At 42.4% G+C, this 16277-nt stretch carries 13 protein-coding genes and 2 pseudogenes; 5 read left to right on the forward strand and 10 right to left on the reverse strand.

Annotated features, from left to right (window positions below):
- Positions 1-159 precede the first annotated feature (159 nt).
- Both VCHENC03_RS21660 and VCHENC03_RS21655 read left to right on the forward strand, forming a co-directional pair.
- Positions 160-408 carry a hypothetical protein gene (locus tag VCHENC03_RS21660; protein WP_005442576.1) on the forward strand — a complete coding sequence of 83 codons (249 nt, stop codon included), beginning with the start codon at positions 160-162 and terminating at the stop codon, positions 406-408.
- A 510-nt stretch (positions 409-918) separates the two neighbouring features.
- A complete protein-coding gene (locus tag VCHENC03_RS21655) occupies positions 919-1257 on the forward strand; it encodes a hypothetical protein (RefSeq protein ID WP_009704692.1) in 339 nt (112 codons plus the stop codon).
- A gap of 162 nt (positions 1258-1419) precedes the next feature.
- Here VCHENC03_RS21655 and VCHENC03_RS21650 read toward each other — a convergent pair whose 3' ends face one another.
- The 3 genes and pseudogenes from VCHENC03_RS21650 to VCHENC03_RS0125385 all read right to left on the reverse strand — a co-directional run bounded on the left by VCHENC03_RS21650 (position 1420) and on the right by VCHENC03_RS0125385 (position 3391).
- Complete coding sequence (locus VCHENC03_RS21650) at positions 1420-1662, reverse strand: hypothetical protein (RefSeq protein WP_009704693.1); 243 nt, start codon at positions 1660-1662, stop codon at positions 1420-1422.
- A 41-nt stretch (positions 1663-1703) separates the two neighbouring features.
- Positions 1704-1817: pseudogene (locus tag VCHENC03_RS26620) on the reverse strand (putative quorum-sensing-regulated virulence factor); the annotation flags it as partial.
- A 1172-nt stretch (positions 1818-2989) separates the two neighbouring features.
- Positions 2990-3391, reverse strand: coding sequence for a hypothetical protein (locus VCHENC03_RS0125385; RefSeq protein ID WP_032802080.1), 402 nt, complete (start codon positions 3389-3391; stop codon positions 2990-2992).
- Between the two features lie 278 nt (positions 3392-3669).
- Here VCHENC03_RS0125385 and VCHENC03_RS26625 point away from each other — a divergent pair.
- From VCHENC03_RS26625 to VCHENC03_RS21640, 3 genes and pseudogenes are all read left to right on the forward strand, one after another.
- Positions 3670-4120 (forward strand): annotated as a pseudogene (locus tag VCHENC03_RS26625) (transposase); the annotation flags it as partial.
- Positions 4121-4204: 84 nt separating this feature from the next.
- A complete protein-coding gene (locus tag VCHENC03_RS21645; RefSeq protein WP_009704695.1) occupies positions 4205-4408 on the forward strand; it encodes a hypothetical protein in 204 nt (67 codons plus the stop codon).
- A 178-nt stretch (positions 4409-4586) separates the two neighbouring features.
- Positions 4587-6263, forward strand: a complete 1677-nt coding sequence (locus VCHENC03_RS21640; RefSeq protein WP_009704696.1) for a hypothetical protein — start codon at positions 4587-4589, stop codon at positions 6261-6263.
- Positions 6264-6535: 272 nt separating this feature from the next.
- Here VCHENC03_RS21640 and VCHENC03_RS21635 read toward each other — a convergent pair whose 3' ends face one another.
- The 7 genes from VCHENC03_RS21635 to VCHENC03_RS21610 form a co-directional block, all read right to left on the reverse strand.
- Entirely contained in the window at positions 6536-7918 is a 1383-nt protein-coding gene (locus VCHENC03_RS21635; protein ID WP_032802081.1) for a replication initiation protein, read from the reverse strand.
- Positions 7919-8662: 744 nt separating this feature from the next.
- A complete protein-coding gene (locus tag VCHENC03_RS26390) occupies positions 8663-9493 on the reverse strand; it encodes an HNH endonuclease (protein WP_050554361.1) in 831 nt (276 codons plus the stop codon).
- A 4-nt stretch (positions 9494-9497) separates the two neighbouring features.
- Positions 9498-10274 carry a M48 family metallopeptidase gene (locus VCHENC03_RS21630; protein WP_009704700.1) on the reverse strand — a complete coding sequence of 259 codons (777 nt, stop codon included), beginning with the start codon at positions 10272-10274 and terminating at the stop codon, positions 9498-9500.
- 2 nt (positions 10275-10276) lie between these two features.
- Positions 10277-13573, reverse strand: coding sequence for a type I restriction endonuclease subunit R (locus VCHENC03_RS21625; RefSeq protein ID WP_009704701.1), 3297 nt, complete (start codon positions 13571-13573; stop codon positions 10277-10279).
- A gap of 2 nt (positions 13574-13575) precedes the next feature.
- Positions 13576-14682, reverse strand: coding sequence for a PD-(D/E)XK nuclease family protein (locus tag VCHENC03_RS21620; protein ID WP_009704702.1), 1107 nt, complete (start codon positions 14680-14682; stop codon positions 13576-13578).
- On the reverse strand, positions 14666-15265 hold the full coding sequence (locus tag VCHENC03_RS21615; protein WP_009704703.1) for a GTPase family protein: 600 nt from the start codon (positions 15263-15265) through the stop codon (positions 14666-14668). The genes VCHENC03_RS21620 and VCHENC03_RS21615 overlap by 17 nt, the downstream gene beginning before the upstream one ends.
- On the reverse strand, positions 15265-16140 hold the full coding sequence (locus VCHENC03_RS21610) for a GTPase family protein (protein WP_009704704.1): 876 nt from the start codon (positions 16138-16140) through the stop codon (positions 15265-15267). Before VCHENC03_RS21610 ends, VCHENC03_RS21615 begins: the two co-directional genes overlap by 1 nt.
- Between the last annotated feature and the right edge of the window lie 137 nt (positions 16141-16277).

Below are 16277 nucleotides of genomic sequence, written 5' to 3' on the forward strand. Positions count from 1 at the left end.
TGTAATTTTTGTCCGATGTATGATTGGAATTCGAATTTACAACAATTTAGCGTGATAACGCCAAGCATTATTGTATGCAAATCCTTCCTTGGTTTCTGCAAGCAACTTAGGTAGAGTACGCGACCATTGAATATCGACAATTCGAAGAGATTGAAGACGATGAACATTGATAATCACGTAATCGAAACATTGGAAGAGCTAGAAGCTTTCCTACACCTAATTGAAAGTGGCGCACTGGGTCTTGAAGGCGTAACAGGTGTCGCATTGGCTACAACCAACACCGACGGCCGCCCTTTTGTCGCAGTACTAGGTGACCAACACCAACTCATCATGGGTCGCTGGGTTTCTCAGCACGTTTACGACAACGGTAAAGACATCGTTCGTAACGGCCCACAACGCAAACATTAATTCGCGTTTCTGACCTGTCCTGATATGGGTTGACATTTTTAGTTAAAAAGCTCGCTCAAATAGCGAGCTTTTTTTATGCCATTTGTAAGCGTATTAAGCGCATTCCTACAATGCTCGCCTGCTTTATAAGCTATTGTTCAAAAATAAAAAATAAGCTTGTCAGCATGGTATCGAGTCGTGACATTTTGCTGACAAAACCGCACTAGAAACTCCTAGAATTTATCTCGGAAGCGATGCTAATTTTCGTTTCCGGACACCATCGCAGAGCAGTTATCCTAGTTGCTCTGTTTGCCCCGTTTAGCCCGCTTGACAGCCTTGGACTAAACGGGGCTTTTTTAGAGGTGTCTATTACTTGTTGTTGTAACTTACTGTCGGAAGCAAACGTGTTTCCAGTTGGCTGGCCAAATGTCAGTAAATGGCGCAGAATTATCGCCTTTAACAACTAAATTTCTCCGACGCTCTGCACCTGATAATGATAGAATCCCCGCATCAAAATTATCGAGCAACTCTATGTTTATCCATCATGTTAACGGCATCGACTGGCTGGTGATTACAGCTTTTGAAGAACTGAAACCTATATTCATCGAAGACGCTGGTGCGATCCCCTCTTGCTTCTCTATCGACAGTGAATTGAGCCTGATTGATCAAGCCAAACGGACTTATGGATATTTGCCTGCACTCGACGGTGTAATCACGGATACCGGCACGTTTGAAAGCCAAAATAACGAAGAAGATTTAAACCCACAGCTAGCATGCTTAGTCGAGGGACGCGGGCGAGTGTTTATCTATCACGGCGGCTTTGTCGCTTTTGTGGATGATGAGCAGACGTTTATTACCCGAATGAACTGAAAATTATTCCATGAGAAGGGCAATGCTGCGGTTAACTGGCGAGCAGCATTACTTGCAATGGATAGGATAAAAAAGAGTCAGCCTGATAGTCTGACTCTTTTGTATGAAACCGAGGGTATTGCGAGAAAAATTGAAGGCAGTTGAATCGGTTGAATCCGCTTATTATTGAGGCTGGTGACCAGTCTTCTTTGCAAACGCCTGCATCGCTTCGGCAAACGTTGTGGTCCCGCCTTTAGCTTGAACCTGTATCACTTGATACCCCATCTTTTCCAACGCTTGGCGTTCTGCCAAAACCGCTTTGTCATCTTGCTGACTGCCCTTTGCAGGTTGATGAAGGTAGCACCCTTCTAGTTGACCATCTTCGACCAGTTGGTGGTGTTTCAGTGCATTAATATCAAAATTCATGGTAATTCTTTAAATAAAAAATAGGGAGTTTCTGTGGTGGGTTACATGCGCTTTAGAGGCTTAACAACACTATCTAAGCCTTCAATTTTTAGTGCGAGGCAGAGTTTTAGCAGTTCACCTAGCTCCCCTTCAGGAAAGCCTTTTTTATCAAGCCAAAAGAAAACAACTTTCTTTGGGTTTTTAGTGTCTCTCTAATGCAATTCAAATTGAGTATTGGTTTTAATGCTATGAATATCAGACTCCAAGCTACCATCAGTGCCATTCGCACCGTGCCAAACTACAAACCCTTGTTTTGCTCAATATCAGTTTGGAGTAACATCGTCGATTGGTAGAAAGGCGTTCTACGATCACAAAAGACTTCTCGATAATCGGCTCGAGATTGAGCAACAAAGATCACTCTCAAGTTCTCTATCGAACGGACTGTTAACCAATTCCGCAACCAACCTGCAAAGTTTGAATCCTTGAGCGCCTCAACACCGTAGAACCATATCCATTTAGGGTATCCATCGTCTTCGAGATATTTAATTAGAACCTCGGATGACCTAAAGTTATTCTTATACATATTCAGATCAATAGTTAAGACAGTGACTCCCAAAGATTCATTGATTTGATTGATGTTCTGTATAAAAATATCTGACAGGTTTGTGCGAAATACATGATGTCGATACATATGCAAAGTCCAAATGCACCTAACATATCGTTCAGATCCAGCCTTATAGAGATGATAGCTAAAATCAATATCTTTAAGTTTTTTTGAATGCATAGAGTTCCCATTAAATCAATTACTTTACAATCGACTAATTTACTTCATCTATTTATATTTTTGCCAAAAAGTGAATTATTAGAGTTTATCGGGTAGTGACTTTACGTTAGTTGGTTGTCTAGGGTAATTTTTCAATAAAATATAAGTAAATCGATGGGTCAGTGCTAACCAATATACGGAACTAATTAACCATTAAAAGTTATATAATTTCGATTCTCGACATAATGCCTCGCAACAATATCGACGAACAATGCCTCCGACATATACCCATAACCGTTAGCGGCATCATTCCCGTACTCCATACTTGTATCAAAAATTTTAAAGTCCAACTCATGGTAACCAATTAAATCACCAATCTTATCCACAACCTTAGCACGAAGCTTATAATCGACACTTCTCAAGAGAAACACTCCAATAATTAACGATATTGATATAAATTCCGAATCTGACAATTTTAGATACTAATTATAAAGGCAGAACAACTTTATCCATGAAAATTCCATTTCTAAAATAAACCTCTTATCAGTAATTAAATGAAAACCAATTAATGACACTAAGTCAAAATTAAACTCTAAAAAATTCAAACTCATCTTTATATTTCTTCTCAGATATATTATAACTTGCTGCCAAATCGCATGGCTTATCATACGCTGAGAATGGTATTCCATACTGCGCCGTAATCAGTGCTATTGATGAAATAAGGCTCTTATCTCGTGTAACTATTCTAATTGAGTCTATATTATTGACATTACGAGCTAAGAGCATTGATATTCTCGCAACGATGATAAAATCTGTGGCATTCTTAAATGTTGGCACCGTTTCTCCAAATATCTTTCCATTGAAAATTGGCAGCCTCTTTGAAGAATTAGCTACAGCAATAACTTTATGTCGTAACCTTTTTCCTAGCCAATTTATGTCTCTGATATTTACACAGTCACAATCAAGTGCCACAACAGTAATTCCCACAATAAATTCCTTTGTTCTGAAGATTGATATATTTACAACATAGGAAGAAATATTATGGAAGGGTTTTTTAGGGTTATTAAATCAGAAATTGACCTAGATCAATGTGGCAACATAGTGACACAAGCCATTGTTTTTAAAGGATTATACCAAACCAAAAACTCAAGGTTTAGATAATTTCCTTCTCTTTTTCGTAATTTGTAATGGGATCGTGATTTTGGTTACTTAGTTAGAGGTGATATCATCACCTCATAAATTAACAGTTGACATAAGCTTCGTTTCGTAAATCGTGGAAACTTCATCTTGCTGTTGATACATATACACATGAAATGAACGCCGCTGAGCTGACACTATAGGGGGTGACCAATGCGGAAGTAGTAGCCCCCAATCTACTCAAGCAAACACGCCGAACCATCAAGGAAGTCTCGGGAGATGGTGTATACAATACAAGAGAATGTCACTAGGCGATTAGGCTTAAGAAAGCGCCCCCTCTAATTCCTCAGCGTGAGGGTGCAGCTTTCTGAGAAAAAGGCCTCACGTAATCTGGTAGTTGGCAGCCAAAAGCTCTATGGCTCGAACAAAAAGTGGAAACAGAAGTATTGTTACCATAAACGGTCATTGTCGGAGACCGCTATGTATCGTATAAAACAACTACTAGGTGCTTCACTCACGCTTCGAAATTACAATGCACAAATTGGTGAGACCTACGCTATGATCAAAAGCATTAGATAGTGGGTAGCGATTTCAGAACGCCACGGTGAATACTTCGACAGTAAATTTGATGAGCTTGACGGGTATTATAAAAACGATAGCTCCATGAAAAATATTTATTACTCTTACAAAGTGAATGATGGTGACGTTGTTTTTTGCGACCACTGCGACACCGAAGTAATCGAAACTGATAGTTTGACGGACGCTGCAATTTGTCCTGGTAGTGGTGAGGTTATAGAAGACGCTTGGGCTGGTTCTAAGTATCTCTGCCCTGCTTGCGATACAGTCGGTTACTCATACCCATCTTGATCAACAACTAGCGAATTTGTAATCTTTGTATATAACCCACAGATTTTTAATGTGTGGGTTAGTAACCAGCTACGTGCTCACACACTTTCACTTCGTGAAAGATGAGTAAACACTACTGGCGGGGCTGCCGCCTTCGACCCAAAGAGCGCCACAGCGCATAAAAAAGTTATAATTTTTCATGACTTTTACTACCGTAATTTACCGCCACGTTAACTACTCAAAACGTGCTAAATTTGCCAAGACACTTGCACATTCTTTGCGTGTAAAAACGTCTGAATTCAAGCACAACGAATGGGTTGAAGAACTCCAAGATCGCAACTTCATTTTTGATGAAAAACACCCTAACGGGTTGCGTCTGAATTCCATTTCACTAGCTCAACGCCAAGCTTATATCGATAGAGTTTTATCGAGCGAATTTGACTCTACGAACGCCACTAAAGAAGACAAAGCAAATTTTAAAAGGTACGAATACAAGCTGAAGCAAAAGATCGCTAAATCGACTGCTGATGGCGACGATTACGTTGCCAAGGCACTAAAGCATATAGCCGCCAAAAAGCCTAAAAACTACCGTGAAATCATTGAGAATATCGAGGGCGTTAAGCGTAAAAAACAGCTACTTGGAATGCTCGATAAATACATGGACTTTGCCTCTAAAGTGGAGGGCACAACCGATCAACGCCAAGCCCGTGTTCACGAAGCCTTTTTCAAGTTCCCACACAAGCACGGTGTTAAAGCCGATGCCAAGCAGATGGCAGATTGTATTCGTCATTTCTACGCCGAGATCGCCCCGAACCATAAACCTAAATTGGTTGTCGTCCATGACGACGAACGCACAAAGAACTCAAGCACTGGCACGCACCCACATATATTTTTATCTACGAGGGACAGCGTAACAGGCGAACGTAACCTCAATGTAACGCTACGTAACGCAGCTAACGCATACCTAGCTGCCAACCCTACTAACGTGCAGTTATGGAACGCTGAGAAACAAGATCACGAAGTACACCGTGTAACAAACATCGATACCGCCGTAAGCGGCTACGCTGCATCAAAATTACAGGGTATCGTGATCCAAGACATGTTTATGGCGCATGTGCGCAGGGTTTTCCCAGCGCTAAGCATTGCCTTTACTGACAAAAGAAGCAGAAAAATCAAGGCATTCCACGAGCAATACGAAGGCGCAAAGAAGCCAAAAGCAGATCGAGAATTCAACCTCAATGCGTTACTAAGTATCGAAAACGATGCCCTAAGCATGAAAATGAAAAAGCAGGCGGAGCATCATCGAATCAAGCTCGCTGAGGAAACCAAGGCACATCAAGCCAAACTAGCCGAGGAATCCATGTTGCATCAAGCCTCAATCACTCAAAAAACTGATGAACTAGCTGATCTCGACAAAAGACAGGATCACAGTAAAAGCATGATTAAGCGCACTGATGCCATGCTTAAAGACAAATTCAAGCAAGTATCTGAAATTGAAGAGCAAATTAAACAAAGTGAGACTCGTGTCGCTGATTTGACGGAACAAGAAGAAACCCTGCTGGATAGCATCAAACAAAAGCTTGCAGAGCATGTAGAGCGCTTTATGGCAGCATACAGCGCAATGTTTGAGAACATATTGAACAACAGAAGTGCATTCACCAACGCGAATCAAGTTTTGACAATATTTCGCAGCACCAATGAGGATGCGAGGAATGCGCTGTTTAATTTGGTTGATAGAAACCAGGGCCAATTGCAAACCATGCAAAACATTAAGCCCGAGGGTAAAGCCATTCACACAGACATTCACAACAAGTTTAAAGAAGTGGTAAACCCCAAGCCAGCAGGAATGAGATCACCATCCCCCCCTAGACCATAGGTCTGACCGATGGTCTAGCGCCTGTAGTCTTCTTAAAAAAACTCACCGAATTTACCGTGAACTGGTGTGAGTTTTTTTTCAAAAGGCATGATGCGATCGGTGGTACTCATCAACCATAAAAGAATTGTTTGTTAAGCTATTCTGCTCTGGTGGGTGCATGCGCCAAACCCACGAACACAGCGGTGCTTTATTAAAAATTATTAAACCATTTAATAATTCAACGCCCACAAAAAAGAGACCCGAAGGTCTCTGCGTTAATTATTTGTTGGTGCTTAAAAAGGCTTACTGTCTTTCACTGCATTTAAGATCTCAAGATTACCGCCACCCTTGCCAATCCTCCCCTCAAACCCAAGCAAATCCATCAAGCTAGGCTCGGCTGAGTCATCATTTGAATCAAATACATCCAGTGCTAACGGATTAGTTACGAAATCAGGGAGTGCGACTGGCGGCGGATTTCTAAGTTTGTCATTCTTCATTTTTTTCTTTGCTGATTTAGGTAACTTTGTCTCTGCTTTAAGCGCATCATCATGAGCAACCTTCCAACCAGCGTTAGAATTAGCTGTTTCTCGCTTCTTCGTCACTAACTCAGTCGGATCAATCTTAAATGTGATTGAGTACGTTTTTCTACCGCGCTCGTTAAACTCATAGTAATTATTCGGCTCATCAGAATTACCCTTAACCTTCAGTAGCTTGAAGCTTGCTTTTTTACGCGCATCCAATTCAGCGGTGCCATCATCAATCGCTTTATTTGTAGCATCGACGTTGGCGGTAATAGCCAAGATATCGCTAACAGCTTTATTAATCACGTACCGGGATAGATCTAGGCGCTTCTTATACTGCTCTTTAACGCCCATTTCGTCGCGAAACTTATCCATATCAATTGTGATCTCACGTACACCTGCAGCCCCTTTTAGGTTAATACGGCGAAGTAGAGCCATCAGCAGCTTCATGGTATGCTCGCTAGTTGCGTGACGCACAAAATAAATTGGAAGTTGAGTAAAACCCAATTTAAGTAATTCGCTTGAGTAAAAGACAAGATACGGCATAAATGCAGAGTTCAACCTCACTTGAACCGCTTTTGATGTCACCGCGATCTCACTAAAAACAGGGATATGGCGATGAACTTTCTCTCCATTTTCGGTGAGGCAGGCTTCGTATATAGCGCCTGAGAGTTTCTTTAAGCTTTTATTCATTGCTTTTGTGATTGCCGACATCTTAGCGTCCTCTCGCGCTAGCAACTCCGGCGTCCAGTAGTTAATGAAGTCGCGAGGATCGAAGTTGAATATGCGGTACTGGGCATTGCTTGCAAAAAACATGTGCGTACATTCAAGGGCAGCAGTCGCAGACCAAATCACCTTTCGCTCTTCACTACCCACCTCACCTTCAAATTTAATATTATTAGTAATGCGTGGCAGATCATCAAATGCTTTCAATCGTTCAGATATCTTCTTAGTATCCTCAAGAGCAATAAGATCTGCCTCGATACCACCAACAAACTCATTAATTTCTGCGTTCATAACTTTGCTAGTAGGTGCAAACGCCGCCACCGCAGAGATAAGTAGACGCTGTTGTGTGATAGAAGCATCGTGCGATAAAAGGTAATTGCTAAAATTCGCAGTACGCGAATCATCGATCAGGGTAAGTGGCATTTTCATGATTCTCTTTTTTCTTAAAAGATAAAAACATTTGGGAGAGGAGTCAACGCCTCTCTCGCCCAAAAAAAGGGGGGCGTCTCTCCCCCAACGGGGGAGCATCCCTCTCCCAAAGGGAGGGCATCCCTCTCCCAAGGGGGGGTATTCCCCTCCCAAAAGGGAGGTATTTCTCTCCCAAACACCATTTAAACCATTGATAGTAAACACCTTTTAACCACGAAAATCTTTAACTTATTAAAAGAATGAAACTTATAAAACTCACTTTCTCTTTTTTATAAGAGAAAGAACCACAACAAACACGAACTGAGATCCAAGATCCAGACTAGCTACGCTAGTTTGTTTTTGGAGGATTGTTCCAATCCTATATGTTGGCTTACAGCCATGCTCTTAACACAAATCAAGGACCACAGTGGAAGAAACAAAGGAATACGTGGTGGTTATAACTTATCGAAAAAACACCACTCCAATCAAAAGGTAAGTTCACCCTTAATCAGAACAGTCCCTTCATCAACCTCAAAACACCACCTAAAGGCGCATATAGCGCCAACCTGATGGTTTGGGCTAGTAACAGCAGAAATGGATACTAAATGGATATTGTTTTGGGCTATTGTGTGGGTTATTGACTTGCAAGGAACACCAACATGAAGAACAAACGCAAAAAGAATAAATCAGAGGTCAACAACATTAACAATCCGCGTAAATTGGCAGAAGTCTTGGCGAAAAATCAAAAGTCTGGCGAAATCGAACTTATCTAAAAAACCACAACCTCAACTCTTCCAAGTTTTTCTCAGCATCTTTTGTTCGATGAACCATCCTATGACAATTCGGGCATAGAAGTATCAGATCGTCGATGTGAGTCGGTGTGTGCTCCGCCAGTGTTGATATTGGTTTGATATGATGGACTTCAATATATCCTTCAGAAAGAGAACTTGGGTATTTCTCATTTAGATTTTCACGGCATAGTTCGCAATGGATGAAGTCATTGGTTGTCAGAAAATGCTTAACTTTCGCCTTGCGCAAAGCACTTGAACGCTCTCTTCTTTTGTGCAGGACATAACGATACTTACCCTCACAGTCCGTAACGTTACTAGGCGTGATTTCATCGATCTCTTCATCTGAATCATCGCTATTATTCCAAGCAGAGAGCATTACATGAGCTATGGTAGCTTCGACTTGAAATACTGTACCAGTGGGATTAGTAATAATCCGATGTTTGCTGACAACTGAATCTGACTTGAAGTGCTCTCGTGTTGTTGAATGCTCACCACAAGTCAATCTAACTTCACTGATAGCAATGCCAACCTTTATATCGTTGACATCCATTTCGTCCGAAGTCCAGAAACGCTGCCCCAGCAATTCAGGAAACTTGATACTTGATGCAAGAGTTGGGGCTTCAACAATTTCCCCAATAGCAATCATGCCTGCATCTTTACCAGCTCGCCACAATATGGCTTTGTCTCCGATTTGAATCTTATCTTTGTAGTTTGGACAGCGCCAGTAAATGTATGGATGTGTCGCCAAGTAGGTATCCATATCGTAATATTTGGGGTTGCCCTGAAATAGGTACGTATTAACCATTCTCTCACTCATTCAAATACAACTCCGCCATCCCATCTAAACGGCTTTTCACTTCTTTCCAGTTCGGCATCACGCTGGTTAATAAGCGCCAAAAACGCTCGCTATGGTTGTATTCTGCGATGTGGCAAAGCTCATGTAAGATCACGTAGTCAATACACTCTTTGGGGGCTTTGATTAGGTGAGGGTTAAGCATCAACGTGCCTTTAGCAGAGCAGCTTCCCCACTGTTTTTGCATCGGCATAATGCGAAATGAAGGGATGCCCTCTACCCACGTTGCCTGCGGCAACAGCGCAGCTAAGCGTTCATGGAATACGCGCTCGGCACGAACGCCATACCAACCAGACACCAGTGCTTTAACGAGCTTTGGCTTATTTTCATTGAAGCGGTTGAGCGTGACTAACAGCTTGCCTCGTTCCATCTTCACGTTGGAAATAGCATCTCTGTCTTCAACCACCTTTAACACATATCGACGGCCTAGATAGAATTGCATCTCACCGCTCACGTAGTGCTTGGTTTGAACGTATTCTAAATGAGTTCGAAACTCTACCAATGCATTCCAAATCCATTGAGCGCGTTGCATAACCGCTTCGTGTATTGCCGATTTCTCAGCGTCTTGAGGCGCTGTGACAGCCACTCGGCAATCTGGATGCACTCGGATGGTGATTTTCTTTTTCTTGCCTTCAGCAAATACCTTGCGGATCACTTCATAGGTAACAGCTTCATCACCGTAGATGAAGCTGTATTCCTCGATATTGCCTTCTTTATGGTTAACAGAAGTCATACTTAGTGACCTGACAAGCCAAGGCGAGTGATCTGAATGACATCCGTGATAATGCCTTGCGCTTTGTCGATACCAACATCATTAAACAGTAGTGGCAATAGCCCTAAACGGATTTGGTTTTCAATCTCCGATGGGTTAATTGAAAACTCGGCAACCGCTTTACGCACAATGCCATCAATGTCTAACGCATACTGAAAGCATTGCTCTTCGCTTAAAGGCAAAGGCTCTCCCAACACTTTCAAGAACAGACCATAGTAGGCTTGAACATGACGTTTGATTTTAGGATCAAGCTCTGCAAAACGGTCTGTCGGTAATCCTGCTACATCGCGATCCTTTACTTGTTGTTCAAAGTCAGCAAACAAAAGGTACTGTTTAACCGGGCTATCAAACATCTCTTTGGTTTTAGCGATGGCTTGCTTTAACAGGTTCGAGAAATACTCTTGAGCATACGGATCATCCGCCAAATCTTGCTCAATCATCTTGGTCACGCGACCTGTGATAACATCTTTTTTGTTATTGGCTTCATCATCGGTCATTTGCTCTGGTTTGGCATCTTTACCCATGTTGCCAACCAGATAAGCCCCCTCAGGCTCTTCAATCGACACACCTGCAATGTGCTTGTCTAGCATGGCGCGAATATTTTCCGAATACTCGTCGTAGTCCACGGTTTCTTCAGCATCTGCACGTACTTGTTGACGCAGTTGGCTCATGGACTTCAGTGTATTCTTGTAGTGCTGGCGAGTGCCCACGGTCGTGTTGGGGAAAATGGCGTCAAAACTTTTGTCTTCAAAGTACGTCGCTGATTGCAGTGCGACTTTTAGGCAGTTAGCAAACGCCGTCAACGCATCATAAAAATCATTACGCAGTTTTAAGTTGGTATCTGTTAATTGACCATCAATGGTATCAATTTTAGGTGCCAAAGCCTGACGAAGTGCTTGTCCATCTTGCTTGTTCTTCACACCAGAAAAAATGGCCCAAAGGTCATCATATAAACCTGGCAACTTCTTATACTCGGTATCCATGCGGTTATATAAACCTTTGAGATCATCGATATCAAAGCCGCCTTGGGTGCGTTCAGCCAAGTCTTGGTACTTTTCAATGGTGATATCCAACTCTTTGAGGATGCCACGGTAATCAATCAAATAACCGAACTGCTTTTTGCTGTGCAGGCGGTTAACACGCGCAATGGCTTGAATAAGGTTGTGCTGCTTTAACGGCTTGTCGATATACAATACCGTGTTTTTAGGCTCATCAAAGCCCGTTAGCAGTTTATCGACCACGATCATAATGTCGGGACCTTCATCCTTTTCAAATTCTTGGATGATGTGCTTGGTGTAGGCTTTTTCATCGCTCCAGCCTTTCTGTGTGACGTTCTCTTTCCACCAATTTTGCACCAGATCGGTACTTTCATTATCGACGTTATCGTGTCCCTCACGGGTATCTGGTGGCGACATCGCAACCACTGAAGTGACTTTACCGATTTGGTCGAGAAGCTTCTTATAGCGGATTGCAGAGGTTTTAGAATCACATGCCAGTTGTCCTTTCAAACCTTGCTGCTTGAAGTTCTGGAAGTGATCAGAAATATCGTGCGCGATTAACTCTAAACGCCCTTCAGTTTGGTAGATCTGACCTTTTTGCGCGAATTTGCGTTTTAAGTCTGCACGTTGCTTTTCCGATAGAGTATCGGTGATACGGTCAAACCATGCATCAATGGCTTTGTCGTTGGTGCTCAGATCGGGAATACGTTCTTCATAAAGCAAAGGGGTAACGGTGCCATCTTCGACGGCTTGCTGCATGGTGTAAGAGTGAATGATCTTACCGAACTTATTCTCGGTTTTATCGTCTTGCAGCAGAGGTGTACCAGTGAAACCGATGTAAGCGGCTTTCGGCAAGGCTTGCTGCATTCGGATGTTGTTCTCACCGTTTTGGCTACGGTGCCCCTCATCCACTAATACGATAATGTCAGGGCTATCGTTGTAGCATTCAGGTAGGTTAATCGCCGTACCAAACTTGTTGATGATCGAGAAAATGATACGCTCATTGCCTTTACCGATTTGCTCTGCAAGGCGTTTACCTGTGGTTGCCATTGCCTCTTTTTTGTCTTTATCTGACAGTGCGCCGCCAGAGGCAAAGGTGCGAGCAAGTTGGTCTTCTAAATCCACACGGTCAGTCACAACCACAACGCGGCATTTAGCTAACTCTTTTAGCCAAATCAGTGCTTTTGACAAAAACACCATCGTGAATGATTTGCCTGAACCAGTGGTATGCCAGATCACACCACCGTTACGTGCGCCTTTATCATCAAAAGAAGTGATGCGCTCCACTAAGGCTTTGATACCAAAAACTTGCTGATAACGCGCAACAATCTTGCCTGCTTTTTTATCAAACAGGGTAAATAAACGGGTTAGCTCTAGTAAGCGGTCATGGCGCAGCAAGGAGACCAATAAGCGATCTTGATCGGTCACCACTAAATCACCGCCTGCAATCAGTGACAGGTATTCATCTTTGATTGCTGGCGTGCGATGGCTGAAAATTGCATTCAGTTGAGCGCCATTCAACGGCGTGTTTTTGAGGCGTTCAAAGGTGCTTTCACTAATTTCTTCTTCTTTCCATTTCGCCCAAAACTTACTCGGTGTACCGCATGTAGCGTAGCGTCCATCATGCCCATTGACGGACATCACCAACTGATTGTATGCAAACAGGGTTGGAATATACTCTTGCTTCTGATTTCGAATCGTTTGAGAGATGCCTTCATCAATCGTCGGTTTCCCTGTCGTTGACGAATTAGGTCGTTTTGCTTCGATCACTACCCACGGTAATCCATTCACAAAACAAATGATATCAGGCGTGTAGTAGGTTGTACCTTGAGTATTGTCTACATCCATCTCTTCGGTGAAATGAAATTGGTTGTTTTCAGGTGCGTCCCAATCAATGATTTGAATGGTTGGGTTCGCTTTTTTGCCATCAACAAACTCGGTGACGCCAATACCGTAGGTTAACGCGTTATAGAGCTTCTCATTGGCCGCTTTAAGCCCTTCATTCATGGCAGGATTGGCAAGCTCTTGCACGATTTTGTCAATCGCAGCTTGTGATAAATGGCGCTCTTTACCCATGAATGAATAGGTTTTATAGCTTAATACCTTGCGTAAGATTTGCGGCAAGATCACCGTAGTTTTGTTGCCACGCATTGCCATGCATTCACTCGGCGGAATGAATTGGTAACCAAGGTTAGTTAGAATTGCGAGTGCAGGGATCTTTGCACTCTGCTCTTCTTTGAAGTTAGGGAGTTGATGCTGCATCATTAGTTCATTTCTATGGTAGGGCGAATGTTATGTTCAAAGTCGTTCATCAGTCGTAACTTGTGTGCGAGCTTATCTTGCATGTGCTCGATACCATCGTTATCAAAATGGGCTTTGTAGCAACGACACGTATCACGAACTTCATTCCATGGTTGACGGCAGTCTTGTTCCATAAAATGTTCATCCGCTACTTTTCTTGAAGCATCGTCATTTATCTCACTTGAATAGTAATTGATACAAAATGATTTACTTTCTCGCCCATCTAAAAATAGAACAACATCTGAATCTGTTGGCCAGTTGGTGTATGCAAAACGAATCGCAGGATATCCATACCAATGAACAAGCGCTGAATGCAATGTTGTATCTAACATCGATTCAAGCTGCTGATGAAGGCTTTGTTGATATTGTTTAATTGTTTTCGTTTTTAAATCTTGGATTTTTTTAATCTGTGTAAGGTTATCAAGCACGAAATCCAATGCTTCTTTTGATACGTTAGGCGTTGACATCACACTCTCCAGATGAAGAATAAACTCACGTAATAAGATGACCCACTTATTCATAGGTTGAGACAGAAAGCAGTTTGCCAATGCCTTCTTTATCGATTCGATAAACTGCGAATAGCTAACCCCTATCCAGCGATCCTGTTGCTTAGCTGGCACCAAACCGTCAGGAGACAGCAGTACAAATATCGTTTCCTTACCCCCATAGCGATTGATGTTATCTTTTAGCAAATGGTTCTGGTAATCACTGAACGGGTTCACTTTGGTATGAAATACCTTGTTCTCTATCAGCATCACCCACTCTTCACTTTCTAGTAAGAGATCAATCCTTTTCCCTCGCTTGGTTTTGACCTCACGTTCAGGTGATGTAGACAAAGAACAATCCAGCTTGTTAAAAGGCTCTGGAAGAGTATCCATTAATGCAGTTAAAACAAGCGCATCTAATCCATGGGCACCACTGTCATCTAAAAAAAACGCAAGGATGTCTGTGGTAGGGTTTTCATAGTAGCCACGGCTTCCTATACCGAAAATAGTTAACTCTTGTTGGGGCTTTGTTGTCAAAGCCAGCATTTGCTGAAATAGCTGCTCTATCCTATCGAAATCGTGCATTTTTATACTCTAGGCTCAATTGCTTAAGATATTGATGAAGTTCTGAAACACCAAAGCCCGTGGCGGCGGAATAGTATAAAGGACATTTGATCGCAGCCCCTGTATTCTCTTTGACTCGCGCTTGAATTGTTTCCGCTTGATTGTTAAGAAATTCTACCAAGGGCATTGTTGGCGAATGTTGTGAATGATCCCAATTACGGCCTTTCATCGCTTGATCGGCTTGATTCAGAACAATCGTCAGTGATTTGGAGTATTTGGGGTGAACGATTTCCTCAATCACCTTATACACGGTGCCGAGATCTCGCTTGTTGGCTTCAACAATCAGCAGAATATGATTAATGTGGTAGGCTGAACTGTCTGAAAGAAGTGATTTGATATGTTGGATATGACGAATATCTTCATTCACGCCTTCCCCTAAACCTGGTGTATCCCATAACACATAGCCATTCGCTCCATACCCCATCAGCTTTTGTGTTTTTGGCTCTGAGCCATACCCCACTTTTGCCATCGTTTTTTGGGTAAGTGCATTGATAGTTGATGATTTACCAACACCAGTAGCACCGAGTACAAGAAAATGCGCCATTAAAACAACCCAAAGAAAAAGCCGACAATTCCGCCTATTATTTTGCCCAGACCGAAAGATTCTTTTGTACTCGTGTTATAGTCTTTACGCCCATCAGAACTCTTCCAGCTTTCTTTCTTCTGTGAAAGATTGGTGCGCAATGCTAATCGTTTCTCGTTTGGTGCTTTTTCCACAATCATGTAAAGCAACTTCGATAAATTAAACGGACACTGTTTACCAAATTGATCTTGGTAGCCCGCAGAAAAATACATTGGCTCAACCATTACTTGAGTTGACGCATAAATACGTTGCTTAACATTTTCAACCTTTTCATCCAAAAATCGGTATCCAACTTCAGTTGGCGCATTAGTGCCAAAGTCCCAACCATTTGTTCCCTTGTATGCCACATCCGCTTGATTGATTGCAACCAAGATACGCTTCGCAGGTTGTTCTCCCAGATGAGGAATGACAACGTTGTTGATCAATTCAAATGATGTCCCCATATCTCTAGAACTTCCATCCAAGATAACCAAAACAAGATCGATGACAAAAGCGTTGTTGCCATCTTTTTGTTGTAACTGATGGATAATTTTCTGGATATGCTGCTTATCCTTTTCGACACCATCCCCTAACCCCGGTGTGTCCCACAGCACTAGGTTTCCTAAGTCGTAGCGAGTGATATCCATTGTCATCGGATCGGCACCAACACCAACCTTAGCTTGTTCGATCGCAAACAATGCATTGATAGTGGAGCTTTTACCAGCCCCTGTGGCACCAACGATCAAAATATTAAGCTGCTGGTTTACCAAGTAGTGAATCACTTTCTCTCTCTGTGCTTGAGAGAGTTGTTGATGCTCTGTGAGTAGAAGGCTTTCTAATTTAGCTTTGATATCCATACTTAGCCTATGACATTGTTCTTATTGTTAATCAGGGCTTGCTAAACAAGCCCTGTATCGGTAGTCAAAAGATGCGCCAATTAAGCGGCTTCGGTTTCAGAAACTTGTTCCCTTAAAGCTTAGGGTTTGTCGCTAGG

Source organism: Vibrio sp. HENC-03 (assembly GCF_000305755.2).
In the GTDB taxonomy this organism is placed as follows: Bacteria; Pseudomonadota; Gammaproteobacteria; order Enterobacterales; family Vibrionaceae; genus Vibrio; species Vibrio owensii.